This is a genomic window from Terrabacter sp. 2TAF16 (assembly GCF_052115065.1).
Taxonomy (GTDB): Bacteria; Actinomycetota; Actinomycetes; order Actinomycetales; family Dermatophilaceae; genus Terrabacter.
The window spans coordinates 257,935-282,549 of record NZ_JBFRFZ010000003.1; the positions used below are offsets into that span (position 1 = coordinate 257,935).

The 24,615-nt window shown below is 72.7% G+C and carries 26 protein-coding genes and 1 pseudogene; 12 read left to right on the forward strand and 15 right to left on the reverse strand.

Annotation, left to right across the window (positions count from 1 at the left end):
* Positions 1–98 precede the first annotated feature (98 nt).
* From AB4Z14_RS05060 to AB4Z14_RS05070, 3 genes are all read right to left on the reverse strand, one after another.
* Positions 99–950: an SCO6745 family protein gene (locus AB4Z14_RS05060; RefSeq protein ID WP_442274248.1), complete on the reverse strand. Its 852-nt coding sequence runs from the start codon at positions 948–950 to the stop codon at positions 99–101.
* A gap of 44 nt (positions 951–994) precedes the next feature.
* Positions 995–1,729, reverse strand: a complete 735-nt coding sequence (locus AB4Z14_RS05065; protein WP_056774618.1) for a sulfite exporter TauE/SafE family protein — start codon at positions 1,727–1,729, stop codon at positions 995–997.
* 75 nt (positions 1,730–1,804) lie between these two features.
* Positions 1,805–2,302: a MarR family winged helix-turn-helix transcriptional regulator gene (locus tag AB4Z14_RS05070; RefSeq protein WP_056774616.1), complete on the reverse strand. Its 498-nt coding sequence runs from the start codon at positions 2,300–2,302 to the stop codon at positions 1,805–1,807.
* Between the two features lie 39 nt (positions 2,303–2,341).
* Between AB4Z14_RS05070 and AB4Z14_RS05075 the strand changes: the two are divergent.
* From AB4Z14_RS05075 to AB4Z14_RS05115, 9 genes and pseudogenes are all read left to right on the forward strand, one after another.
* Positions 2,342–3,169, forward strand: a pseudogene (locus tag AB4Z14_RS05075) (DMT family transporter); the annotation flags it as partial.
* A 134-nt stretch (positions 3,170–3,303) separates the two neighbouring features.
* Entirely contained in the window at positions 3,304–4,671 is a 1,368-nt protein-coding gene (locus tag AB4Z14_RS05080) for a dihydrolipoyl dehydrogenase family protein (protein ID WP_442274249.1), read from the forward strand.
* A gap of 167 nt (positions 4,672–4,838) precedes the next feature.
* Positions 4,839–5,696, forward strand: coding sequence for an HAD family hydrolase (locus AB4Z14_RS05085; protein WP_442274250.1), 858 nt, complete (start codon positions 4,839–4,841; stop codon positions 5,694–5,696).
* Between the two features lie 21 nt (positions 5,697–5,717).
* A complete protein-coding gene (locus tag AB4Z14_RS05090; RefSeq protein WP_442274251.1) occupies positions 5,718–6,644 on the forward strand; it encodes a hypothetical protein in 927 nt (308 codons plus the stop codon).
* 108 nt (positions 6,645–6,752) lie between these two features.
* A complete protein-coding gene (locus AB4Z14_RS05095; protein ID WP_056775307.1) occupies positions 6,753–7,193 on the forward strand; it encodes a YciI family protein in 441 nt (146 codons plus the stop codon).
* A gap of 30 nt (positions 7,194–7,223) precedes the next feature.
* Positions 7,224–8,546 carry an RNA polymerase sigma factor gene (locus AB4Z14_RS05100; RefSeq protein ID WP_442274252.1) on the forward strand — a complete coding sequence of 441 codons (1,323 nt, stop codon included), beginning with the start codon at positions 7,224–7,226 and terminating at the stop codon, positions 8,544–8,546.
* 98 nt (positions 8,547–8,644) lie between these two features.
* Positions 8,645–9,478 (forward strand): uracil-DNA glycosylase family protein, encoded by an 834-nt coding sequence (locus AB4Z14_RS05105; protein WP_442274253.1) that lies wholly within the window; start codon positions 8,645–8,647, stop codon positions 9,476–9,478.
* On the forward strand, positions 9,463–10,905 hold the full coding sequence (locus AB4Z14_RS05110; RefSeq protein ID WP_442274254.1) for an amidohydrolase family protein: 1,443 nt from the start codon (positions 9,463–9,465) through the stop codon (positions 10,903–10,905). The genes AB4Z14_RS05105 and AB4Z14_RS05110 overlap by 16 nt, the downstream gene beginning before the upstream one ends.
* 187 nt (positions 10,906–11,092) lie before the next feature.
* Positions 11,093–11,710, forward strand: a complete 618-nt coding sequence (locus AB4Z14_RS05115) for a hypothetical protein (protein ID WP_442274255.1) — start codon at positions 11,093–11,095, stop codon at positions 11,708–11,710.
* A 146-nt stretch (positions 11,711–11,856) separates the two neighbouring features.
* Here AB4Z14_RS05115 and AB4Z14_RS05120 read toward each other — a convergent pair whose 3' ends face one another.
* From AB4Z14_RS05120 to AB4Z14_RS05150, 7 genes are all read right to left on the reverse strand, one after another.
* Positions 11,857–12,915, reverse strand: a complete 1,059-nt coding sequence (locus tag AB4Z14_RS05120; protein WP_442274256.1) for a TerC family protein — start codon at positions 12,913–12,915, stop codon at positions 11,857–11,859.
* A gap of 174 nt (positions 12,916–13,089) precedes the next feature.
* Positions 13,090–13,782 (reverse strand): NADPH-dependent F420 reductase, encoded by a 693-nt coding sequence (locus tag AB4Z14_RS05125; protein WP_442274257.1) that lies wholly within the window; start codon positions 13,780–13,782, stop codon positions 13,090–13,092.
* A gap of 183 nt (positions 13,783–13,965) precedes the next feature.
* Complete coding sequence (locus tag AB4Z14_RS05130; protein WP_442274258.1) at positions 13,966–15,354, reverse strand: sensor histidine kinase; 1,389 nt, start codon at positions 15,352–15,354, stop codon at positions 13,966–13,968.
* On the reverse strand, positions 15,351–16,133 hold the full coding sequence (locus AB4Z14_RS05135; RefSeq protein WP_442274259.1) for a response regulator transcription factor: 783 nt from the start codon (positions 16,131–16,133) through the stop codon (positions 15,351–15,353). The genes AB4Z14_RS05130 and AB4Z14_RS05135 overlap by 4 nt, the downstream gene beginning before the upstream one ends.
* A 56-nt stretch (positions 16,134–16,189) precedes the next feature.
* Complete coding sequence (locus tag AB4Z14_RS05140; RefSeq protein ID WP_442274260.1) at positions 16,190–16,699, reverse strand: DedA family protein; 510 nt, start codon at positions 16,697–16,699, stop codon at positions 16,190–16,192.
* Positions 16,700–16,751: 52 nt separating this feature from the next.
* Positions 16,752–17,312, reverse strand: coding sequence for a cysteine hydrolase family protein (locus AB4Z14_RS05145; RefSeq protein WP_442274261.1), 561 nt, complete (start codon positions 17,310–17,312; stop codon positions 16,752–16,754).
* 77 nt (positions 17,313–17,389) lie between these two features.
* The gene (locus AB4Z14_RS05150) at positions 17,390–17,809 is read right to left on the reverse strand and encodes a VOC family protein (protein ID WP_442274262.1); all 420 of its coding nucleotides are present in this window, start codon (positions 17,807–17,809) and stop codon (positions 17,390–17,392) included.
* 168 nt (positions 17,810–17,977) lie between these two features.
* On the opposite strand from AB4Z14_RS05150, the gene AB4Z14_RS05155 reads away from it, so the two are divergent.
* The 3 genes from AB4Z14_RS05155 (at position 17,978) to AB4Z14_RS05165 (ending at position 20,426) form a co-directional block, all read left to right on the forward strand.
* Positions 17,978–18,835 (forward strand): TrmH family RNA methyltransferase, encoded by an 858-nt coding sequence (locus AB4Z14_RS05155; protein ID WP_442274263.1) that lies wholly within the window; start codon positions 17,978–17,980, stop codon positions 18,833–18,835.
* A gap of 139 nt (positions 18,836–18,974) precedes the next feature.
* Positions 18,975–19,610 (forward strand): VOC family protein, encoded by a 636-nt coding sequence (locus tag AB4Z14_RS05160; protein ID WP_020143723.1) that lies wholly within the window; start codon positions 18,975–18,977, stop codon positions 19,608–19,610.
* Between the two features lie 123 nt (positions 19,611–19,733).
* Positions 19,734–20,426, forward strand: a complete 693-nt coding sequence (locus AB4Z14_RS05165) for a hypothetical protein (RefSeq protein ID WP_442274264.1) — start codon at positions 19,734–19,736, stop codon at positions 20,424–20,426.
* A 139-nt stretch (positions 20,427–20,565) separates the two neighbouring features.
* On the opposite strand, the gene AB4Z14_RS05170 is transcribed toward AB4Z14_RS05165, so the two are convergent.
* The 5 genes from AB4Z14_RS05170 to AB4Z14_RS05190 all read right to left on the reverse strand — a co-directional run bounded on the left by AB4Z14_RS05170 (position 20,566) and on the right by AB4Z14_RS05190 (position 24,490).
* Complete coding sequence (locus AB4Z14_RS05170) at positions 20,566–20,904, reverse strand: VOC family protein (RefSeq protein ID WP_442274265.1); 339 nt, start codon at positions 20,902–20,904, stop codon at positions 20,566–20,568.
* Between the two features lie 105 nt (positions 20,905–21,009).
* Positions 21,010–23,496: a heavy metal translocating P-type ATPase gene (locus AB4Z14_RS05175; RefSeq protein WP_442274266.1), complete on the reverse strand. Its 2,487-nt coding sequence runs from the start codon at positions 23,494–23,496 to the stop codon at positions 21,010–21,012.
* Positions 23,493–23,714: a heavy-metal-associated domain-containing protein gene (locus tag AB4Z14_RS05180; RefSeq protein WP_020143727.1), complete on the reverse strand. Its 222-nt coding sequence runs from the start codon at positions 23,712–23,714 to the stop codon at positions 23,493–23,495. The genes AB4Z14_RS05175 and AB4Z14_RS05180 overlap by 4 nt, the downstream gene beginning before the upstream one ends.
* Before the next feature lie 35 nt (positions 23,715–23,749).
* Positions 23,750–24,031: a metal-sensitive transcriptional regulator gene (locus AB4Z14_RS05185; RefSeq protein ID WP_020143728.1), complete on the reverse strand. Its 282-nt coding sequence runs from the start codon at positions 24,029–24,031 to the stop codon at positions 23,750–23,752.
* Between the two features lie 51 nt (positions 24,032–24,082).
* Positions 24,083–24,490, reverse strand: a complete 408-nt coding sequence (locus AB4Z14_RS05190) for an MmcQ/YjbR family DNA-binding protein (protein ID WP_442274267.1) — start codon at positions 24,488–24,490, stop codon at positions 24,083–24,085.
* Positions 24,491–24,615 lie beyond the last annotated feature (125 nt).

Sequence of the window (24,615 nt, forward strand, 5' to 3'; positions counted from 1 at the left end):
CGGCGCGGCACCCCCGGCACCGCCGGGTCCGGCTGGTTCGAGGTGATCCCGACACCAGCGTGCGTCGCAGGATCACCTCGAACCGCGGTGGGGGCAGGTCAGCCGCGGGAGCTGATCCAGTCGGGGAGGATGCCGCTGCCGAGTGCGGCCGCCCGCAGCGGCGCGGCCAGCTCGGCGACCCGGCGCGTGCCCTCGAGCCCCAGGTGCGCCCAGCCCTCGAGGGCCATCCGGTCCGTCTCGCGCTCGAGGTCCTTGCGGAACGCGAGCCCCTCCTCCGTGAGCGCATCGCCGTCGACGAGCCCCCGCTCGGTGAGCCGCTCGACGCCGGCCGCCCACTCGTCGTCCGACCAGCCGCGGCTCGACCGCATGAAGCCGGTGTTGCCGGAGAAGAGGCCGCCGATGACGATCGACTCGACCGGGTCGAGCCCGGCGCGGAGCAGCGCTGCCACGTGGCCGTCCCCGCGGTGCTCACGGATGAGGGTCGCGGCGTGCCAGAGCGCGAGGCGCGGCTCGTCCGGCCACGCGAGTCCGGCGTGAGCGGCATACAACGGGCGGCCGGGGGCCGTGAGGCCCGCGCAGACGGTACGGGAAAGGGCGAGCAGCTCGGTGACGTCGGTGTCGCCGACGACGCGGTCGAGCACGACGGCCATGCCGTCGCGACGGGCCTGCTGCACCTGCTCGGGGCTCGCCGCCGCCCACGACGCGGGCAGGGCCTTGGCATGCAGCCACGGTGCGAAGACGTAGAACGTCGCGGTCGGGACCTCGGGCCCGACCGCACCGAAGGCGGCCGACCGCGCGGCGAAGTAGCTGAGGCGCGGGTGCAGGCCGAGGGCGACATAGGCGTCGCGCACGTCGTCGGCGAAGTAACCGAGCACGTGGAGCGTCTCGAGACCTCCCCAGGCCTGTCGGGAGGCGCGGATGAGATCGAGGTCGTCGGCGGCGCGGCTCATGACGAGCACCCTAGGCGGCGAACCGGGGCGAACGTCGATGAGCCTCAGCGGACGACGAGCGCGAGTGCCGAGACGATGGTCGCGGCGAGCACGAGCTGGTCGAAGCGGGTCTGGCTGAGGCGCCGTGCGGTGTGGAGCCCCAGCCAGGTGCCGACGAGCACGAGCGGAGCGAGCAGCACCGTGCGCCAAAGGGTCTCCACGCTGAAGAGGCCGAGTCCGATGCTGAAGGGCAGCTTGCAGAGGTTGACGCCGAAGAAGAAGAGCGCTCCGGTGCCGAGGAAGCGGCGCTTCTCGACGCCCTGCGCGACGAGGTAGAGCGTCATGACCGGGCCGGCAGCGTTCGCCGTCATCGTCGCGAAGCCCGCGGCCGCCCCCGTGCCGAGCGCGGCGGCGCGCGAGGAGCCGACCCGGGCCGTGTCGGGGGAGCGCCACGTGAGGACGAGCTGGAGCGCCGCGAGGACGAGGAGGAGGCCGCCGATCGCGCGACGCAGCGTCGTGTCGTCGACCCACGAGAGGAAGAGGGCGCCGAGGGCGAGTCCGGGCAGCACGGCCGGGATGAGCCGCTTGAGCAGGCCGGTGTCGGCGTCGCGGCGATAGTGCCAGACGGCGACGACGTCACCGATGAGGAGCAGCAGCAGGATCGCCGCCGTCGACTCCTTCGTCGGCAGCACGAAGGCGAAGATCGCGATGGAGATGCTCGCGACCCCGCCGATGGCCGTCTTGGCGAAGCCGATGAGCAGCGCGGCGACGCCGAGCAGCACCAGCGACGTGACGGTCATGGGGTTGGAGCGTAGGCCGCCGCGGCCGGGGGCGTCCGTCCGTCCACGGCATCCGGCCTCGGGTCAGACGCCGCGTCAGACCCCGAGCGAGGCGCCGAGCTTGCCGAGCAGGCGAGCGAGGGTGGCGCGCTCCGACGTGCTGAGTGGCTCGAGCAGGCGCGCCTCGTTGGCGAAGTGCTCGGGCGCCGCGCGATCGATGAGCTCGCGCCCCTTCTCGGTGAGCACGACGATGCGGCTGCGGCGGTCGCCGCCTGCGACCCGGCGCTCGACGAGCCCGGCGCCCTCGAGCCGGTCGAGCCGCTTCGTCACCGCGCCCGAGGTCACCATCGTCTGGTCCATCAGCTCGGTCGGGGTCAGCTCGTGCGGCTCCCCGGTGCGGCGCAGGGTGGCGAGCACGTCGAAGTCGCCCTCGCCGAGACCGTGCGCGTTGTAGACCTTGACGAGCTCGGTCGTCAGGGCCAGGGCGACGCGGTGCAGGCGGCCGATGACGAGCACCGGGGTGACGTCGAGCTCGGGGCGGACGGCGGCCCACTGGTCGACGACGTGCTGGGCGTGGTCCTCGTGGTGCTCCATGGGTGGAATATATCTTCTCCGGAAGGTATTTTACCTTCCATGGAAGGCAATCGAGCGAGCTGGACGAACATCGCGCTGACGGCGCTCCCCGCCGCCATCTGGGGATCCACGTATGCCGTCACGCAGCAGTGGCTCCCACCCGGCCGTCCGCTCTTCGCCGCCACCGTGCGAGCCCTGCCCGTCGGCCTGCTCATGCTCCTGTGGCTCCGGCGCCTGCCCCGGGGCGACTGGTGGTGGCGCTCGCTCGTCGTCGGCTCGCTCAACATCGGGCTCTTCTACGCGCTCCTCTTCTTCGCGGCCTACCGCCTCCCGAGCGGCCTCGGCGCCACGCTCGTCGCGACCGCCCCCATGGTGACGATGGGTGTCTCGTGGTTGCTCCTGGGCCAGCGACCTGCCCGGGTCTCGGTGGCGGCCGGGCTGGTCGGCCTCGTCGGGGTCGCGCTGCTCGTGCTCCAGAACGGCCTCGACAAGCCGCTCGACCCGGTCGGTCTCGGGGCCGGGCTCCTCGCCGTCGTGCTGTCGTCGTGCGGCTTCGTCCTCACGAGGAAGTGGGCGCCCACCGACGACGTCGTCACCATGACGTCGTGGCAGCTCGTCGCGGGTGGCCTCGTCCTCCTGCCGATCGGGCTCGTCGTCGAGGGCGCGCCACCGCCCCTCGACCTGCCCGCCGTGGGGGCGCTCGTCTACCTCGGTCTCCTCGGCAGCGGCGTCGCCTACGTCCTGTGGTTCCGGGGCCTGGCGATCCTCGGCCCGACCTCCGCCTCGATCATCGGCCTCGTCAACCCGGTGGTCGGCGTCCTGCTCGGCGTCGCACTCCTCGGTGAGCGCTTCGGTCCGGTGCACCTCGTCGCGATGGTCCTCGTGGTCGGCAGCGTGCTGGCCGCCCAGGACCCGGTCCGGGCCCGCTTCTCCCGGCGCGCCCCGTCGACCGGCGAGCGCGCGTCGACCCGAGGGCATACGCCCGCTCTTCCCAGCGGGGCTCCGGCGGGTAAGGCTGTGGCATGGCCACCGACACCGACCACACCTTCGACGTCATCGTCATCGGGCTCGGACCGGGCGGTGAGCACGTCGCCGGGAGCCTCGCCGAGCGCGGCCTGCGCGTGCTCGGCGTCGACCGCAGACTCGTGGGGGGCGAGTGCCCCTACTGGGGCTGCATCCCGTCGAAGATGATGATCCGCGCCGCTGACGCGCTCGCCGAGGCCCGTCGTGTCGACGGGCTGGCCGGGTCGGTCGGCGACGTCCTGCCCGACTGGTCGGTCGTCGCCACGCGCATCCGCGAGGAGGCCACCGACGACTGGGACGACAGGGTCGCCGTCGAGCGACTCACCGGCAAGGGCGCGACCTTCGTCCGCGGCACGGCCCGCATCGCGGGGCCGGGACGCGTCGACGTCGACGGCACCGCCTACACGGCGACGACGGGCATCGTCGTCAACACCGGCACGACTGCTGCGATCCCACCCGTCGACGGCCTCGCGGACACGCCCTACTGGACCAACCACGACATCGTCGAGGCCACCGAGCTGCCCGGGTCGATCGTCGTGCTCGGCGGCGGCGCCATCGGCTGCGAGCTGAGCCAGGTCATGGCCCGATTCGGCGTCGACGTGACGATCGTCGAGGCTGCCGACCGCATCCTCGCGCTCGAGGAGCCGGAGGTCTCCGACCACCTCGAGAGTGCGCTCGAGGCGGACGGCATCTCCGTCCGCGTGGGTGTCGGCGCCGAGAAGGTCACCCACGACGGCTCGACGTTCACGGTCACGCTCGCCGACGGCTCGACGCTGGCGGCTGAGAAGCTCCTCGTCGCCACCGGCCGCCGCGCCGACCCCGCCGCCGTCGGGCTCGACACGGTCGGCGTCGCCAAGGGCTCGCGCACCGCGCCCGTCGACGACCGCTGCCGCGTCGCCCACGGCGTCTGGGCCGTCGGCGACATCACCGGCAAGGGCGCCTTCACGCACGTCTCGATGTACCAGGCGGGTGTCGTCATCCGTGACGTCCTCGGCGACGACGGCCCACCGGCCGAGTATGCCGCCCTCCCGCGCGTGACGTTCACCGATCCCGAGGTCGGTGCCGTCGGGCTGACGGAGGCCCAGGCTCGCGAGAAGCTCGCGAACGTCCAGGTGGGCGTGACCCAGCTCGGCGAGACGACCCGCGGCTGGATCGCCAAGGCGGACGGTCTCATCAAGGTCGTCGCCGACGCCGACCGCGGCGTCCTCGTCGGCGCCACGACGATGGGTCCGGCCGGGGGAGAGGTGCTCGGCGCGCTCGCCGTCGCCGTGCACGGCGAGGTCCCCATCGAGCGGCTCCGCTCGATGATCTACGCCTACCCGACGCTCCACCGCGGCATCGAGGACGCGCTCGGTCGCCTCGCCTGAGGTCGCGGCGAGCCGACCGCAGCGGGCCGCGCCTGCGGCGGTGCGTCGTGTGGTGGAGCAGTGACCTGGCGACATTCGGGCGACGGGGCGGTGACGGCTGTGCGGCGCGCGGGCGACGAGTGTCCGGGCCTGCATGGGCGACTCGAGCCGGGCGATACGGTGAGCGCATGGCACAGCGACTGCTCGCCCTCGACCTCGACGGCACGACTCTCAACCACATGGGCGAGCTCTCCGACCGCGTCCGCGACGCCGTCCAGGCCCTGCCCGACGACGTCGCCGTCGTCATCGCGACGGGCCGGTCGATCATCGCGACGACGCCGATCCTCGAGGCTCTCGGTCTGCGCCAGGGCTACGCGATCTGCTCCAACGGTGCGCTGACGCTCCGCCTCGACCCGTCTGCGGCAGAGGGCTACTCGATCATCGACATGGTGACCTTCGACCCCCAGGCGGTGCTCGAGAAGATGCGCGTCGCCCTCCCCGACGCGCTCATCGCCGTCGAGGAGCCCGGCGTCGGCTTCAAGGTGAGCAAGCACTTCCCCGACGGCGAGCTGATGGGTGAGTCGCGCGAGGTCGACTGGGACGAGCTCATCGCGCACCCCGTCACGCGCGTCACCCTTCGCCAGCCCGAGGCCACGGCCGAGGAGTTCATGGAGATGGTCGAGCGAGCCGGTCTGCACGGGGTGTCGTATGCCGTCGGCTGGTCCGCGTGGCTCGACATCAACCCGGAGGGCGTGTCCAAGGCGAGTGCGCTCGAGCTCGTCCGTCGCCAGCTGCGCGTCGAGCCGATCCACACCGTCGCGTGCGGCGACCAGCGCAACGACCTCGAGATGCTGCACTGGGCCGCGTGGGGCGTCGCCATGGGCAACGCCCCCGACCAGGTCAAGGCCGTCGCCGACGAGGTCACCGGCCACGTCGACGACGACGGCCTCGTCCCGGTGCTCGAGGCCGTCGCGCAGGCGGCGCGGGCAGGCGTCGCCTTCCGCGAGGGCGTCGAGTCGGCCGCGACCGCGCGGCTCGAGCTCTAGACCCGGACGACGGGCCCCCGCGTGCCGATCGTCTTCGTCCACGGCGTCGCGGTCCGCGACGAGGACCCCACTCTCGCGCGGGCGACGCGGGCCTTCGGCGAGGTCCCGTGGCCCACGATCGAGGCGCACCTGCGTGAGCACGTCGCGCCCGCCGTCTCGGACGACCCCACCGGGGTGCCGATCATGCGGATCTACTGGGGCGACCTCGGCGCCCACTTCGCGTTCGGCGGCCGGTCCCTGGTCTCGCGCCCGCTCGACCTGCCGGAGGCGGCGGAGGACGCTGCAGGCGCCGTGGCGGAGGCAGCCGACGAGCTCGTCGACGACGTCATCCCCGAGCCGCGACGCATCCGTCGTCTGCGCGGGGCGGCCACGTCGCTGCGCCGGCCGCTCGAGGACTTCGTACCGGTCTTCCTCGGCGACGTCCTGACCTACGTCTCGACGCGAGGCAGTGCCGAGGCTCCGGGACCGATCGTCGAACGTGTCCTCGCCGGCCTCGACGCGGCGGCCTTCGCTGCCGAGAGCCGGGACGAGCCGCTCGTCGTGCTCACCCACAGCATGGGCGGGCAGATCGTCTACGACCTCGTCACCCACTTCCTGCCCCAGATGCCGGAGCACCGGGGGATCCGCATCGACTACTGGTGCGCGGCCGCGTCGCAGGTCGGCCTCTTCGAGGAGCTCGGACTCTTCCTCGAGAGCGCGCCCGAGCGCGGACCCGGCCCGGCGGCACACCCTCCTCGCGAGCACCTCGGTGGCTGGTGGAACGTGTGGGACCACGCCGACCTGCTGAGCTTCCGCGCGGAGGGCATCGTCGAGGGCGTCGACGACTCGGCGTTCTTCGCGACGGGCAGCCTCGCGACCGACCACTACCGCTATCTCGCGAACGCCGACTTCTACCGCGCCCTCGCCGGCCGCGTCCGTGCCAGCATCGGACGACCGGACCGTCACTGAGCCGTCGCCGAAGGATTCTCGGGTGTCGTGTCGAGAAGCGTCCGACGCCTTCGACGTAGAGGTGAGCAGGGTCCGACGACCGTGCACCGACCGCAGGAGGAGACCGCCATGCGTTTCATGATCATCGTCCACAGCACCCCCGAGACCGAGCAGGGCACGACCGGCACCGAGCAGCAGTTCGCCGACATGCAGGCCTACAACGAGGAGATGCTCAAGGCCGGCGTCTTCGTCGACGGGCAGGGGCTCCACCCCACCGCCAAGGGTGCCCGCGTCACGTACGAGGACGGCGACTGGGTCGTCACCGACGGGCCGTTCGCCGAGGCGAAGGAGCTCGTCGCCGGCTTCTCGATCATCGACGTCAGCTCCCGCGAGGAGGCGCTCGAGTGGCTCCGGAAGTGGCCGGTGTCGTGCGCACCCGACCCCGGTCAGGCACTCGAGCTGCGCCAGGTGTTCGCCGCCGAGGACTTCGGCGACGCCTTCTCACCCGAGCTGCGGGAGCGCGACGAGCAGATGCGCGCCGAGGCCGCTCGCAACGCCGCCCAGGGCTGAACCGACACCGGTTCGTGCCACAGTGTCGGGGTGTCATCCACCGCCGACCAGACCGACGAGACCACGTCACAGGCCACCCGGGCATCCCACGACGACGTCCAGCGCACGCTCGAGGCGGTGTGGCGCATGGAGGCCGCCAAGGTGACGGCCGTCGTGGCCCGCGTCGTCGGCGACGTCGGCCTCGCCGAGGACCTCGCGCAGGACGCGTTCGTGCAGGCGCTCGAGCAGTGGCCCCGCGACGGCATCCCGACGAAGCCGGGTGCCTGGCTGACGGCGACCGCGAGGCGGCGGGCCATCGACCGCATTCGGCGCGACGTCAACCTCGCGAGCAAGCTGCAGCAGGTGGGACACATGGAGGAGCTGCGCATGGCCGACCTGGCCGAGGGCGACTTCGACGCCGCGCTCGAGGACATCGACGACGACGTCCTCGGCCTCGTCTTCGCCGCGTGCCATCCCGCCCTGACCGCCCAGGCGCGAATCTCGTTGACGCTGAGGATGATCGGTGGCCTGACGACGCGCGAGATCGCCCGGGCCTTCCTCACCACCGAGCCGACCATCGCCCAGCGCATCTCGCGGGCGAAGAAGACCCTGAGCCAGGACGGCGTCACCATCGAGGTGCCGTCGGGTGCCGAGCTGGCACCACGTCTCGCGTCGGTCCTCGAGGTCGTCTACCTCATCTTCAACGAGGGGTATGCCGCCACGTCAGGTCGCGACTGGGTGCGTGGCGACCTCATGGAGGAGGCCATCCGGCTCGGGCGCGTGCTCTCGGCCCTCGCGCCCGGGGAGCCCGAGGTGCACGGCCTGCTCGCCCTCATGGAGATCCAGGCCTCGCGCACGCGGGCCCGCATCGGTCGCGACGGCGAGCCCGTCCTGCTCCTCGACCAGGACCGCACGAAGTGGGACTGGGCCCTCATCCGCCACGCGCTCGCCGCCCTCGAGCGCGCCGTGTCTCTCGTCGACCCCGGCCGCGGGGCGACCGGCCCGTACGTGCTGCAGGCCGCCATCGCCGCCTGCCACGCCCGCGCCCGCACGGCCGACGCCACCGACTGGGCGCGCATCGTCGCGCTCTACTCCCAGCTCGGAGCCAACCGCCCGTCGCCCGTCATCGACCTCAACCGTGCGGTGGCCCTGTCCTACGCCGACGGGCCGGCCGCCGCACTCGAGGTCGTCGACGGACTCGTGGCGTCAGGCGCGCTCGCCGACTACCACCTGCTGCCGAGCGTCCGTGGCGACCTGCTCGCCCGCCTCGGCCGCGACGAGGAGGCCCGCGCCGAGTTCGCCCGCGCGGCCGGGATGACGCAGAACGACGCCGAGAGGGCGCTCCTGCTGCGCCGCGCGGCCGGCGAGGACTGACCTCCACCGGCACGAAAGCGCCGACGGGGTCGATGTATCAGGACTACCGTCGAGAGACCCTGCACTGACAACGGCTCTCGATCGGGTGGAGGTCTGCCATGGCCGTGGTGCACCAGAGCTGTGTCGGCTACGGCGCCGAGCCCTTCGCGTCGCTCGTCGCCGACTACCCCGGTGACGACGTCTACCCGTCGGCCGACTTCCGCACCGAGTGGGGGCCTGTCTTCCACCGCGGCCGGCTCGACGGCAGCGCGCGCGTGCTCGTCCTCGGCCAGGATCCGGCGACGCACGAGGCGATCTCGCGCCGCATCCTCGTCGGTGAGGCCGGCCAGCGCGTCCAGGGGCTGCTGGCCAAGATCGGCGTCCACACGGCATACGCCATGGTCAACGTCTACCTCTACAGCGTCTTCGGGCAGGCGGCCGGCAGCCGCCACGCCAAGGACGCCGCCATCGCGGCCTACCGGCACCGCTGGCTCGACGCCCTTCTCGTCGGCACCGACGTCACGGCCGTCGTCGCGCTCGGCGACCTCGCGGCGACGGCGTATGCCGCGTGGGCACGGACCCAGCCCGCCACCGCTGCGTCGCTGCACCTCGCAGCAATCCGGCACCCCACCTACGCAGAGGGATTCGCGCGTGCGTCGGGCAAGCCGCTCGCCGAGACGACCGCTTCGCAGCTTGCGAACTGGAACGACCACCTCGGCGACCTCGCCGCGCACGTGACCCCCGAGGGGCCCACCGACCTGACGCCGTATGCCGCCACGTGGGGTCCCACGGACCTCGCACCCATCCCGGAGGTCGACCTCCCACCTGGCGCGCCCGCGTGGTGGCGCGACGTCGACGCGTGGGCGACCCGCACCGGTGACGACAAGCAGACGAAGCGCGCGACGATCAGCGTCGTCGTCCCGAAGGGAGCCCGCACATGGCCAGCTCTGTGACCCGGCCGGCACGACCCAGCGCCGGCACGACGTCCGCCCGCGAGCACTGGGATCCGGGCGGGTCCGGTGGTGGCTCGGGCCCGTTCGCCAAGGCGTACGCCCGCGGCATCACCGAGGAGCTGCCCGAGCCGACGCGCCGCTCCCGGGCGCTGCCCCCGGCCCCCTTCGCGCTGCACGGTGCCGTCATCACCCCCGACGGGGCGTGGTCGAGCGGCTACGTCACGGTCTCGGGCGGGGTCATCGACCGAGTCTCAAAGAGCAAGCCGACCGACGTCGCCGTGCTCGAGACCGACGGGGTCATCCTGCCCGGCCTGCTCGACCTCCACGGACACCCGGAGTTCAACGTCTTCGCCGCGTGGGAGCCGCCGAAGCTCTACGACAACCGCTACGCGTGGCGTCGGTCCAAGCCCTACCAGGCTCTCGTCCGCGACCCGCAGAACCTCCTGCTGACAGAGGTGCCGCCCAAGACGCAGACCCGCTACGCCGAGGTGCGCGCGCTCGTGGGCGGCGTCACCGGCATCCAGGGCGCGTCGGGTGCGAGCAGCGCGTCGTCCGAGCCGCTCGTGCGCAACCTCGACCAGTGGGCCTTCGGCGCGCACCGCGCGCGCTCGATGATCGACCTGCCCTCGGGGTCGTTCGGGCTGCCGAGCTTCGAGGCCGTCATGGCGCGGATCACGGCCGGCGACGTCAACGCCTTCTACCTGCACCTGTGCGAGGGGAAGCGCGGGGATGCCGTGAGCGCCAAGGAGTTCCAGCGATTCCTGACGCTCGGCGGGGCGACGTCGGCGACGAACATCATCCACGGCAGCGCCCTGACCGCCGACGACCTCCACACCGTCGCAGAGCTCGGCTGCCGGCTCGTGTGGTCGCCACAGTCCAACCTGCGCCTCTACGGCGAGACGACCCTCGCGGGCGAGGCCATCGCGGCCGGGATGCCTGTCGCCCTCGGCGCCGACTGGCTGCCCTCCGGCTCGACGAGCCTGCTCGCAGAGATGAAGGTCGCCCGCCGTGAGCTCGCCCGCCAGGGTCACCCGATCGCCCCAGCCGACCTCGTCGCCATGGTGACGTCCGTCGCCGCGCGGCTCGCCGGGCTCGACGACCATCTCGGCGCCGTCGCGGAGGGCCGTCCGGCCGACCTCGTCGTGCTCGAGCGGCACCACCCGGACCCCTACGAGAACGTGTGCCTCGCCGACCCCTCATGGGTCGACCTCGTCTGCATCGGGGGCGACGTCACGTACGGCCGCGCCGACTGGTTCGGGCAGCTGTCCGGTGCCGCGGCCGGCACGACGATCGAGGACCTCACCGCGTGGGGCAAGCCGATGCGGCTCGACACCGGCTACCAGGGCGGCACGGACGTCCCGTCACTGACCGCCGTGCGCACCGCCCTCACCGCCGCGTACCCCGCCGTGGGCCCGATCTTCGCCTGACGGCACACGCCCGCCTCGGCGCGCCCTCCGCTCGCGGCGGCACCGCGTGGAGCCAGCCGCCCAGCGGCTCCTGTGTGTCGCTGACCCCGACGGGTGCGGCTGCGCTCGGGCCCAGCGGCCGCCGCCCGAACATGACCCGAACACGACCCGGACCGAGGCTTCACCTGGGTGCGCGAACGTAGGGGCCATGAACACCGACACCCGCCGGACGACCGGCCTCATGCGCTCCACCGCCCTCGGGGCGGCGGTCCTCGTCCTCGGCAGCCTCGCGCTCGGCGCCTGCTCGAAGACCGACGCGACCGGCACCGCCGCCAGCGCCATCGGTGCCGCGCCGATGCAGGACTCGGCAGCCGGCGACGGCGACACCATCGACCTCGTGTCCGCGGCCGTCGAGACGCCGGCCCTCGACGACTCGACCCAGGTGGCGGCCGCCGCCGCGAAGGGCGACCGCAAGGGTCTGCGCGCCCGGATGCTCCGGGCGCTGCACGGCACGTGGGTCACCGAAGGCACGTCCGGTCCGGTCACCCACCAGGCGATCCGCGGCGACGTCGCCGCCGTCTCGAAGGGCTCGATCACGGTCAAGGCCAAGGACGGCTTCTCGCAGACCTTCGCCGTCGCAGCCGACACCAAAGTCCGCGTCCGCTCCAACGGCAAGGGCGCCGACTCGACCATCGGGGCCGTCACGGTCGGCGCCAAGGCGCTCGTCGCCGGCGTCGGTGCGACGAACCCGACGGCCCGTCTCGTCGTCTTCAAGGTCACGACGTCCCAGTCCGGCGGCTCTCCCTCCCCGAGCGCGACGAGCTGAGACGCGGCACCCCGTCCGGGGACGGGCCGGACGGGGTGCACAGTCGAGGGAGGCGCCCCGCACCCAGCGGGACGCCTCCCTCATTCACGGTCGGCACGGCATACGACCGGGTATGCCGTGTGGCCGGCCGGACGGCCCACGTCCCGTCAGGCGTGCGGCAGCGAGGACGCCTCGTCCTCGGGCTCGGCGACCGGGTCCGGGGCGGCGTCGGCCCGCTTGTTGGCCGCCAGGCTCGTCACGGTGACGACCGCGAGGATGCCGATGATGACGCCGAGCGAGAGCAGCGTCGGGATCTCCGGGACGGCCGGCCACACGCCGTGGCCCCAGTGCAGGACGAGCTTGACGCCGATGAAGGCGAGGATGAGCGACAGGCCGTGGCCGAGGTGCACGAGCTTGGCCAGGGCGCCCTCGAGGACGAAGTAGAGCGCCCGGAGACCGAGGAGGGCGAAGGCGTTCGTCGCGAAGACGAGGTAGGGGTCGCCGGTGATGCCGTAGACGGCCGGCACGGAGTCGATGGCGAAGACGATGTCGGTGCCGAGGATCGCGACGGCGACGAGGGCCAGCGGCGTGAGGGCCCGCGTGCGACCCTGGCGGACCGTGAGGCTGGTGCCCGCGTAGGTGTCGGTGACGGGGTAGAAGCGGCGGATCAACCTGACGCTGCGCAGCTGGTCGACGTCGATGCTGTGGTCGGTGTGCGACAGGGCGTCGCGCCCGACCTTGACCGCTGTGGCGAGCAGGATCGCGCCGAAGAGCAGGAAGGTCCAGGCGAAGCTCGCGATCATCTGCGCGCCGAGCGCGATGAAGATGCCGCGGAGCACGAGGGCGCCGCCGACGCCGATGAGCAGCACCCGCTGGCGCAGCTCGCGCGGCACGGCGAACGCCGAGAGCAGGATGATGAAGACGAAGAGGTTGTCGACAGACAGCGACTTCTCGACGATGTAGCCGGTGTAGTACTCGACGCCCTGCTGGGAGCCGTACTGCCACCACAGCCAGCCGCCGAAGACGACGGGGATCGCGATGTAGAAGGCCGACCAGCCGATCGCCTCGCGCATGCTCGGGTCATGGGGGCGGCGGGTGATGAGGAAGTCGATGACGAAGAGCGCGACGATGCCGGCGATCGTCGCGATCCACAGGATCGGCGAGCCGATCGACTCGGTCGATCCAGCGGGCGGCGCCGGGGTGGCGGCGGACAGGGCAGTGAGCATGGGTCTCCTCAGAACGTGATGTCTGAGGTCTCCTTCACCGACTGCCGTCGGCCACGGACCGGGGTGGTCGTCGGACCACCGTACTGACCGGAACGCGCGAGGAAGTACTCCCCTCGCGGATGATTCTACGGGCGGCGCGGCCGGCGCCCAAACGGCCTGTCGAGGGTTGCGGTGTCAGGCCTCGCGGGTGGCTCGCACCGCGCGGCCGGCGAGCTCGTCGGAGCTGACCGGGCGAGCCCCGGCGGTCCAGTCGGCCTCGTCCCTGGCGTACTGCAGCCCGTAGGCCGGTTGGCCGGGCTGGGTGCGCCAGCCCTCGGCGAGCGGGCCGAGGTCGAGGGTGTCGTAGCCGATGGCGTCGAAGGCTCGGCGCACGGCGTCCTTCGCGGCGGCGTCGTCGCCGGCGATGGCGAGGGTGGTGCGGCCGTCCGCGCCGGCGTGCAGCAGCGGCTGGGCGAGGTCGCGCAGGTGCTGGAAGTAGATGTTGTTGAAGCCCTTGACGACGTGTGACTGCGGCAGGTGCGCCTGGAGCAGCTCGGAGCTCGTCGTGGAGCCGTCGTCGAGAGCCTCGATCTGGCCGTCGCGCTGGGGGTAGTAGTTCATGGTGTCGATGACGACCGTGCCGGCGAGCTCGTCGACCGGCACGTCGCGGTACGCCTTGAGCGGGATCGTCACGACGACGAGGTCACCGGCCGCTGCCGCCTCCTGCGTCGTGGCGGCTCGGGCGTGCGGACCGAGCTCGGCCACGAGGTCCGCGAGGGTCTCGGGACCCCTGCTGTTGCTCAGCACGACGTCGTGTCCGGCCGCGATCGCGAGCCGGGCGACGGTGGCGCCGATGTTGCCGCTGCCGATGAAGCCCCAGGTGGTCATGCCACGTCAACCGCCGGAGTGCCCGGCCCATTCCGAGGGCCAGGTGGTCCCGCCGATGGTGCGGCGTCCGGTGGGGTCATCACCCCCCCGGACGCAGGACGATCCGCCGGTCCATGCGACGGGCGTCCCGCGCCGCGGCACCGAGGGCGTATGCCGTCCGCTCCTGGCGGTGGGCCAGCACCGTCAGTGCGTCGTGGCGTGGGAGAGGCGCAGGGTGAAGCGCGCGCCTCCCTCGGCGGCGTGCCCGGCCTCGACGGTCCCGCCGAGCAGCTGGGCGAGCCGCCCGACGATGGCCAGGCCGAGGCCGGTGCCGACAGGGCGGATGCCGCGGTAGCGCTCGTGCAGCACCGACGGCTCGAAGGCGACGGCGAGGTCGTCGTCGGTCAGTCCCGGACCGCCGTCGCGCACCTCGACGACGGCCACGTCCGTGGGGGAGCTGGGCTCGCGGCGCACCTCGACGACGATCGGGCGGCCGGAGGGCGTGACCCGCAGAGCGTTCTCGAGCAGGCCGTCGACGAGCTGGCGCACCCGAGCCGGGTCGGTGACCGTCCACACGTCTCCCACGGCCGGGACGAAGGCGAAGGGCACGCCCACGGCGGCGCACCTCCGGGACCAGACCGACTCGACCTCGTGGCCGAGGGCGACGAGGTCGGTGCGTTCGGGGTGGACGCTCGGGCTGTCGGCGCCGAGCCGCGCGAGGTCGAGCAGGTCGCCGACGAGCCGCTCGAGACGCTTCGCCTCGGTGAGGACGACGCCGCCGACCCGGGCGGTGTCCTCGGGAGGGACGACGCCGCTCGCGAGCGACTCGGCGTAGCCGCTGATGCCGGTGAGGGGCGTGCGCAGGTCGTGCGACACCGAGAGGAGGAAGTCGCGCTGGCGGCCCTCGGACCGGGACAGCGAGCTCGACAGGGAGTTGAGGGCGCTCGCCACCTCGGCGACCTCGTCGGGACCCTCGACCGGCACCCGGACGTCGCGCTGACCGGCCGCGAGGGCGTGTGCCGCGTCGGCCGTCCGTCGCAGCGGCCGGGACAGGCGCCTCGCGACGGCGACGCTGACGACGACGGCGACGACCGCGCCGATGGCGAGCGCGAGCAGGACGCGGCGCACGAGCCGGTCGGAGTCGGCCGTCGCGTCGGACCTGCGCTGGACGAGGATGATGCCCCCGGCGTCGGTCGGCCGGCCCTCGACGAGGACGAGCGTGCCGCCGAGGTCGTCGCGGGTCGAGAGGGTGCGGCCGGCGAGCAGGGCGTTCTGCCGGGCCGGGGTCAGGGCGTCCCGGGCGAGGGCGCTCGTCGAGGTCACGGCACCCCCGCGTCCGACGCTCGCGGACTCGATACCCAGGGCGCCCAGCGTGCGGACCGCCTTGTTCTGGGCCGCCCGCGCGACGACGCCCGAGTCGGCGCGCTCGGCGGCAGCGTCGGCGATGCGCGAGAGCGTGCGCCGGGCCGAGTCGTCGGCGGACGTGCGGGTCAGCCCGACGGCGAGCAGGCCGGCCAGGAGAGCCGTCAGGACGGCGATCCCCACGGCGAGCAGGACGATCCGTCGCGACAGCGTCCCCCGCGAGCCCGTCACGGTCGCGGCCCGTGCTCTCGTGCCTCGTCCGCGGCAGGGGCGGCGCCCTCGTGCGGAGCCCGCGCGGCGGCATACCCGACGGAGCGGACGGTGCGGATCGGGCTGGCGCCACCGAGCTTGGCGCGCACCTGGGCGACGTGGACGTCGACGGTGCGCCCGCCGGCGGTGGCGGCATACCCCCAGACGTCGCTGAGCAGCTGCTCGCGCGTGAAGACGACCCCCGGACGACGCATGAGGTGCGTCAGGAGGTCGAACTCCGTTGCGGTCAGGGCGATCTCGCGCCCGGCGACCCGCACCTCGTGGCTCGTCAGGTCGATGCTGAGGTCGCCGGCGCTGAGCACCGCGGGCGCCTGGGAGTCCCCGCGGGTGCGTCGCAGCACGCCCCCGAGCCGTGCCACGAGCTCCCGCGGGGAGAAGGGCTTCGTGATGTAGTCGTCGGCGCCGAGCTCGAGGCCGACGATGCGGTCGACCTCGTCGTCGCGGGCCGTCACGAAGAGGACGGGGGTCCAGTCGCCGCGCCCCCGGAGGCGGCGACACACCTCGATGCCGTCGAGGACCGGCAGGCCGATGTCGAGCACGATGGCGCTCGGGCGCAGGTCGCGCGCCGCGTCGAGGGCGCTCGCCCCGTCGGCCACGACCTCGACGCCGTAGCCGGCGGCCCGGAGGTTGATCCGCAGCACGTCGGCGATGGCCGGCTCGTCCTCGACGACGAGCACGAGACCGCGGCCGGGGTCGGGGTCGGGGTCGGCGCGACGGTCGGGGCCGGGCTCGGTGGACACGATCGCAGCGTAGTGAGCGCCGGCGGCGCGCACGTCACGCTCGTGTTCGGGTCGTGTCAGGGGACGAGGCGCTCACTCGGGTGGGACGGGGCGCTCACTCGACTGGGCAGGCGACGGCGGCGGGCCCCGACCCACGCGGCGGCCCCGGCCACGACGAGCACGACGAGCACGACGACCACCACGCCCCACCACGACCCGGCCTCGGCGGCGAGCCAGGCTTGGACCACGGCGAGCCCGACCGTCGCGTAGAGCACCGCCCAGAGGGTCGACCCGACGACGGCGGCCGGCAGGTACCAGCGCAGCGGCATCCGCATCACGCCCGCGGTGAGGTGGATCGCCGTCTGGATGCCGACGGTGAGGTAGGACAGCGTCACGGCGAAGGGCCCGAAGCGTCGCAGCAGACCCTCGGCGCGGGTCGTCAGGTCGCCGTGCGTGCCGCGGTAGCGACGCCAGCCGGCCACGGCGCCGCGCCCGACCCAGTAGGTGCCGTTGGACCGCACCATGGCGCTCGCGAAGAGCGCGAGGAACGCCTGCCAGAAGGGCAGCGCGGCCAACGTATCGAGCATGGCCTCAGCCTAGGCGGGCGCTCGGGCCCGGCCCGCCGAGGGCCACGCCCCGTCAGCGCGGGCCGAAGTCGACCTCGGCTGCGGGCACGACATCGCCCGTGCGGCCGGGCGCGTCCGACCAGGACCAGTAGGTGTTGGTGTGGGCGATGACCTGCTCGGGCGCGACGGGGACACCCCACTGTCGAAGGTCCTCGGTCGTGTGGGCGTCCCCGACGAGGGTCGTGTCGTAGCCACGGACGAGAGCGCCGTGCAGTGTCGAGCGGATGCAGGCGTCGGTCTGGGCGCCGGTGACGACGACCCGACCGACCTGGTGCTCGGCGAGGACCGACTCGAGGTCGGTGTCCTCGAAGGAGTCGCCGTAGCGCTTGTGGACGAGCGGCTCGGACTCGGCACGGGCCAGCTCGGGGACGTACTGCCAGCCCTCGGTGTCGATCGGCATGTTGTCGTCGGAGTGCTGCACCCAGATGACGGGGACCTGCTCGTTGCGCGCCTTGTCGACGAGGGCGTTGATGCGGGCGATGACGCCGTCGCGGTCGTGCGCGCCCGAGACGACGTCGTTCTGGACGTCGATGACGAGCAGTGCGGTGTTGGGGCGTCCTTGCAGGGTGGTCATGGTGGCTCGCACCTCCGGGTCTCGGTCTGCGTCTTCGCTCCGACGACGCTACGCCTGCCCGCCGACGGCGTGGGCTCTCAGGGCGCGACGAGGAGACAGAACGGGTGGCCCGCCGGGTCGGCGAGCACGACGAGCGGCTCGCCGTCGTCGTCGGTGCGGTCGAGCAGCACCTGCGCGCCCAGGGAGAGCGCCCGGTCCCGATGACGCTCGAGCTCGGCGACGCTCGGCACGGCGTAGTCGACGTGCAGCTGCATCGGCACCTCGTGGCTCGGCCACGTCGAGCGCGACAGCGGACCGTCGACCTGCTGGACCGCGAGCCGCCGCACGCCGTCGGCGTCGAGCAGGACGAGCCAGTCGGCGTCGTCCTCGGCCCCGTCAGCCGGGGGCTCGTCGCCGGTCCGGTAGTGCAGGCCGAGCAGCGCGCAGTAGAAGTCGGCAAGGCCGCGGGCGTCGGTCGTGTCGAGCGCGGTGTGCATCAGGCGGGGGAACTCGGTCACGGACCCTCCTCGATCGTGATCGACCTCCACCCTAGAAGTGCGGCGCGAGCAAACCCCCGAGTGCACCCACCGGACAACACACCGAGAAGGTCGCAGCGCACCGGGATCGGATCACGGGGTGTTCCGACCTTCTCGGTGTGTTGCCGGGGATGGGATGCTGGGCCCGCCATGACGAACCCGATCCACGCCGCCCGCGAGCTCACCATCACGTCCGCGTCCAACCCGCGCCTCAAGGGCCTGCTCGCGCTCCGCCGCCGTCGCACGCGCGAGGAGACGGGCCAGACGCTCGTCGAGGGCTACGAGGAGATCGGCCTCGCCCTGTCGGCCGGCGTGCGGCCCGGCACCGTCTACGTCTGCGAGGAGCTCTTCAGCCCGGCCGGCCGAGCCGGCAGCCAGGACATCGGCCACCAGAGCGACCTGCTCGGGCGACTGCGTCACGACCGGGTCGAGGTCGTGCACCTCAGCCGCAGTGCCTTCGAGAAGGTCAGCTATCGCGAGGGACCGGACGGGCTCATGGCTGTCGTCGACCGCATCGGCGTCACCCTCGGCGACCTGCGCGTCGACGGGCCCGACCACCTGACCCTGCTCAGCCAGGGCGTCGAGAAGCCCGGCAACCTCGGCGCCATGCTCCGCACCGCCGACGCCGCGGGGGTCGACGCCGTCGTGGCCGCCGACCCCGTCACCGACTGGGGCAACCCCAACGTCGTGCGCGCCAGCAAGGGCACGGTCTTCGCCGTGCCGGCCGCGAGCGCGACGACGGCCGAGGCGCTCGACTGGATCGCGGCGCACGAGATCCGTCTCGTCGTCACGACGCCCGAGACCGACCTGCTGCACACCGACGTCGACTACACCGGCCGCATCGCCATCGCCGTCGGCAGCGAGAAGCACGGCGCCGACCGCACCCTGCTCGACGCCGCGACCCATCGCGTCCGGATTCCCATGCACGGCAAGGCGAACAGCCTCAACGTCGCCGCGTCTGCCGCGATCGTGCTCTACGAGGCGGTTCGTCAGCGCGACGCCCGCTGACCGCGCGGGCCGTGGGAGCCCGCGGGACGGCATACGAGATGACGCCCAGGTTTCATTCATGTGACGCGTGTGACGAGCCCCGCAAGAGACAGGGAGGGGTGGTCAAGAGCACCCCTTGGCGTGTGTCACGATGTTCTGTATGCGAGTTGACCACGTCTCCTATGCAGCGGAGGCCGGTGGCCTCAAGGCCACAGCCGCCCGACTGTCCGAGCTCATCGGCGTCGCGCCGGTCGACGGAGGGGTGCATCCCCGGTTCGGCACGCGCAACGTGATCTTCCCCCTGGCCAAGGACCACTACCTCGAGGTCGTCGAGGTGCTGGACCACCCGGCCTCCGACAAGGCGCCCTTCGGGCAGGCCGTCCGTGCCGCCTCCGAGGCCGGCGGTGGCTGGCTCGGCTGGGTCGTCGCCGTCGACGACATCGCCGTGGTCGAGCAGCGCCTGGGCCGCGAGTCGGTCCCGGGCAACCGGCACCGCCCCGACGGCACCGAGCTCAAGTGGCGCCAGCTCGGCATCAAGGGCCTCATGGCCGACCCCCAGGTCCCCTACTTCATCGAGTGGGACGACATGACGGTGCACCCCTCCGCGGGCGCCGACACGTCGGTCTCCATCGACAACCTCCAGATCGCCGGTGACCCCAAGCGCGTGCGCGAGTGGCTCGGCCCGGAGGACACCTTCGACAAGGGCGGCATCGACTTCACCTTCGTCGCCCCGCACGGCACGCCGGGTCTGCTGTCGGTCACCTTCGACACCCCGGCCGGCAAGGTCACCATCTGACCGAGTCACCAACTCGCACGCGACCGGCGGTCACCCTGAGGGGTGGCCGCCGTTTCGTCGTCCCGAGGGCGTATGCCGTGTCGCGGGTCGGGCGGTCGCGCGCGGTTCGGTTACGGTGCCTGAATGCCGCTGGAGCTGCCGGTGCCGGGACGCGACCATCGAGGGGCCGTGCCTTCCCTCGACCTGGAGACGCTGCCCCGCGAGGTCCGCGCGGCGGTGGAGGCGATGGTCGCCGGGCACGAGGTGTCGCTCCGCCGCGACGGACGCGAGATCGGCGTGCTCGTGCACCGCCCGAGCGTGCTGGTGGGCACCGTCGTGGGCGGACCGGAGCCGGAGCGGGCCGGTCGCGAGGACGACGAGGGTCGTGGTCCGGAGCGCGTGCCCGAGGGCGTCCTGGTCGTGGCCACGGCGACGAAGCTGTCGAAGGCCGCTCGCCAGCGACTCTCCGACGAGCTGGGCGACGGCTACATCGTGCTCGACCTGCTCAGGGCCCCGACGAGCGCCGACGTCGTGCTGACCCACCCGGTGAGCCCGCAGCTGCTCGGGTCGCTGCGCGGGATGTTCCCGCAGGCCCGGATCATCGTGACCGAGATCGAGGACGACGAGCTCGGCGTCAGCGCACCGGGGCCCGTGAGCCGGCTGCTCGACGCCGGGGCGTCGGCCTACCTGCCGCCGCGGCCACTCCGGGAGGTGGCCGCCAACGTCCACGCCTACCTGACCGGCTCCGGTGCACCGCAGCTCACGGCCGGTGACTCGGGGACGCCGCCGGTCGCAGCCCTGCCGTCGGCGGGTGAGGAAACCACACCACCCGGTTGAGGTACTCGGACTCCGGTTTCCATGCTGTCCTGTGAAGGGACATCTCTTACAGAGGTGTGAAGCCCGTTCGCCGTCAGCACGAGGGCGACCGAAGCATGAGGCCAGAGGTGGTCGGAGCGTCACTCCGGGCTGCGGTCACTCAGCACTCGACGCAGAACTCGTTGCCTTCAGGGTCGGCCATGACCACGACGTCGCCGTCGCTGCCGGTCACCGTCGCGCCGAGGGCGACGAGGCGCTCGACCTCGGCCTCGACCGTGTCCATGGTGCGCAGGTCGAAGTGCTGCCGGTTCTTCGCCGTCTTGGCCTCCGGGACGGGCTGGAACCACAGGGTCGGGCCGCCCCAGCCCGCGGGCTCGACCCAGGCCCGCTCGTCCGTGCTGTCCTCGTCGACGTTCGAGCCGAGGGCCGCGGCCCAGAAGCTCGCGAGCCGCAACGGCTCGGCGCAGTCGAACGTCACCGACTTCACGAAGGCCACCATGCACCGAACCTAGCCGCCCCCGGTCGCCACCACCCCTTTGCGGTATCCGCGCCACCCGACTCGCCGTCGGGACACCTCAAACCGGGGCGCGGGGACCAGCGGCGGTCAGCGGTGCCAGCGCTTGAGGCGCAGGGAGTTGCTGACGACGAGCACGGACGAGAGGGCCATCGTGGCGCCGGCGATCATCGGGTTGAGCAGGCCGAACGCGGCGAGCGGGATCGCGGCGGTGTTGTAGCCGAAGGCCCAGGCGAGGTTCTGCTTGATGATGCGCAGGGTCTCGCGGGAGAGCCCGATCGCGTCACCGACGGCGTCGAGGTCGGTGCGCACGAGGACGATGTCGGCCGAGTCCATCGCGACGTCGGTGCCCGAGCCCATCGCGAGACCGAGGTCGGCCTGGGCGAGGGCTGCGGCGTCGTTCACGCCGTCGCCGACCATGGCGACGACCCGTCCTGACTTCTGCAGCTCGGTGACGACGGCGTGCTTCTGCGCCGGCAGCACGTCGGCGCGCACGTTGGAGGCATCGATGCCGACCTGCTCGGCGACGCTGCGCGCGTTGGAGGCGCTGTCGCCGGTCAGCAGGTAGGGCGTCAGGCCGAGCGCCCGGAGCCGGGCGATGGCGGCCTTGGACGAGTCGCGCACCGTGTCCTCGACGGTGAGAGCCGCCTGGGCGACGCCGTCCCAGCCGACGTAGACCGTCGTGCCGGCGTGGCTGCGGGCGTGCGCGACGAGCTCGGGGTCGACGCTCTCGAAGAGGACGGCCTTGCCGACGGTGACCTCGGTGTCCTTGATCCGCGCGGTGGCTCCCTCGCCGGGGTTCGACTGGAAGTCGCGGATGCGCGGCAGGTCGAGCCTGGCCAGTCGGGCGCCGTCGACGACGGCCTGCGCGATGGGGTGCTCGCTGCCCTGCTCGACGGCGGCGGCCGCGGTGAGCGCCGCCTTCTTGGACAGCTTGCCGCGTACGGCGATGCTCCGCAGGCGCAGCTCGCCGGTCGTCACGGTGCCGGTCTTGTCGAGCACGACGGTGTCGACGCGGCGCGTGTCCTCGAGCACCTGTGGGCCCTTGATGAGGGTGCCGAGCTGGGCGCCGCGACCGGTGCCGACGAGCAGGGCGGTCGGCGTGGCCAGACCGAGGGCGCAGGGGCAGGCGATGATGAGCACCGTCACGGCGACGGCGAGCGACGTGCCGAGGTCGTGGCCCGTCAGGAGCCAGGCGACGAACGTCACGACCGCGATGACGAGGACGACGGGCACGAAGATCGCGGAGACGCGGTCGGCGAGGCGCTGGACGTCGGCCTTGCCGGTCTGGGCGGTCTCGACGAGACGCTGGATGCCGGCGAGCATCGTGTCGGCGCCGACCTTGCGCGCCTCGACGACGATGCGTCCGGTCGTGTTGATCGAGCCGCCGGTGACGTCGTCGCCGGGGGAGACGTCGACAGGGGTCGACTCGCCCGTGACGAGGCTCGCGTCGACGGCGCTCGACCCGTCGCGCACGGTGCCGTCGGTCGCGACCTTCTCACCGGGCCGGACGACGAACTGGTCGCCGACGACGAGCTGGTCGACGGGGATGCGCAGCTCGCTCGTGATCCGCGACTGCGGGTCGATGCGCAGGACGGAGACGTCCTTGGCGCCGAGGTCGAGCAGCCAGCGGAGGGCGTCCTTGCCGGAGTCCTTGGCGCGCGCCTCGAGGAAGCGGCCGACGAGCAGGAACGTCGTAACGACCGAGGCCACCTCGAAGTAGAGGTGCATGCCGCCCTGGAGCAGCTCGACGACGGAGTAGCCCCACGCCGCGAGCACGCCGAGCGACACGAGGGTGTCCATCGTCGAGGCGAGGTGTCGGGCGTTGACCGCGGCGGCGCGGTGGAACGGCCAGGCGCACCAGAAGACGACGGGCGTCGCGAGGAGCAGCTCGAGCCAAGGGCTCGCCCCGAAGGTCGGGAGCACCATGGCGAGCAGCAGGACGGGGATCGTCAGTGCGATCGCGACGACGAGCCGGGGCTTGAGGACGTCCTGCGCGGGCGTGTGGTCGAGGTGGTTCTCGCCGGAGCCGTCGTGACCGGCCTGACCGTCGTGACCGTCGTGACCGTCGTGACCGTCGTGACCTGCGTGGCCCTCGCGTGCCGCCGAGGGCGTTGGAGTCGTCGCGGGACGGGCGTCGACCTTCGTGGTCGCGGCGGCGTCGCGGACCTTCTGGCGGGCCAGCTCCTGGGCCCGCAGCTTCTCGAGCAGCGCACCGGCGGCGGGCCTCGCGACCTCGCCACCCGCGGAGCCGGCCGGGGCACTCTCGGGCGACACGGCATACGTGCTCGGGGCGGTGGGGGCCGGCGGCGCAGGGCGCGATCCGTCGATGACGGCGGCGCCGTAGCCGGTCTTCTTCACCTCGGCGACGATCTGCTCGACCGTGACGGGAGCGGTGAACGAGACGAGCGCCTTCTCGGTGGCGAGGTTGACGGTCGCGGACTCGACGCCGGCGACCTTGGACAGCTTGCGCTCGATGCGGGCCGAGCAGGAGGCGCAGGTCATGCCGGTGATGGCGAGGCGGACCTCGTCGGGGGTCCGGTCGGCCGTGGTCACCGGCGCCTGGCCCTCGGTCATCGGAGGCTGTAACCGGCCTCCGCGACGGCGTCCGCGACGGCGGACGGGTCGAGGGGGGCCTCGCTCGTGATGGTGACGGGGGAGTCCTCGCCGGGGTGCAGGTCGACCGCGACCGCGACGACGCCGGGCAGCGCCGACAGCTCGCCGCTCACGGCGGCGGTGCAGTGACCGCACGTCATGCCGGTCACGGTGATCTCGGTCTGGGTGGTGGTGCTCATCGGGTGCCTCCTCGGGCGGTGGTCGGTTGGGGTGCTCAGCTGCGCACGAGTCGGGCGATGGCCTCCGAGGCCTCGCGCACCTTCTCGGCGGCGGCCTCGTCGGACTCGCGGGCGGCGTCGACGACGCAGTGGGCGACGTGGTCCTCGAGCAGGCCGAGGCTCACCGCCTGCAGCGCCTTGGTGATGGCGCTGACCTGGGTCAGGATGTCGATGCAGTAGGTGTCGGTGTCGACCATCTTCTGCACGCCACGCACCTGGCCCTCGATGCGGCGCAGCCGCTTCAGGTAGTCGTCCTTGCTGCCGGTGTATCCAGCCATGGCACCTCCTCGTCGTGGTCAACAGGATACCCCTCTGGGGTATTCCCCCCGTCACGAACCGCCGAGCAACTCCTTCGCCAGCCGCTTCGGCGCCCTGGCCAGCCAGGCGTCGGTGACGACCTCGCGGATCTCCTCCACGGTGAGCCTGCCGAGGTCCCGCTCCAGCAGGAGCACGGCGTTGTAGCCGTTCCAGTGCGGCGTCGTGAACCACGGCGAGTCGGGGTCCGAGACCATCGACTCCTTGTCCTCGGCCGTGCACGAGAAGGCGAGCACGTCGACGTAGGGCTCGCCCGTCTCCGGGTCGAAGGCGTCCTTGCGCGGGCCGCGGGCGAAGGCGAACGTCTTGCCCCTGACCTGGAAGCTTGGCCGTCCGCCGGCAGGCGGGTCGCGCGTCACCTCGGGCAGCGCGGCGGCTGCCTCGTCGATGTCGCTGAGCCGGGCGGGGCGCGAGCGGGCCATGCCCTCGCACGTTAGCCCGCCGGACGGCATACCTGAAGGGGCCACGCGGCCACGGCCACGCGGCCAAGGACGAACCGGGCGTCGGGCTCCCCGGCGGGCACGCCGGCGGACGGTGGGGCGGATCC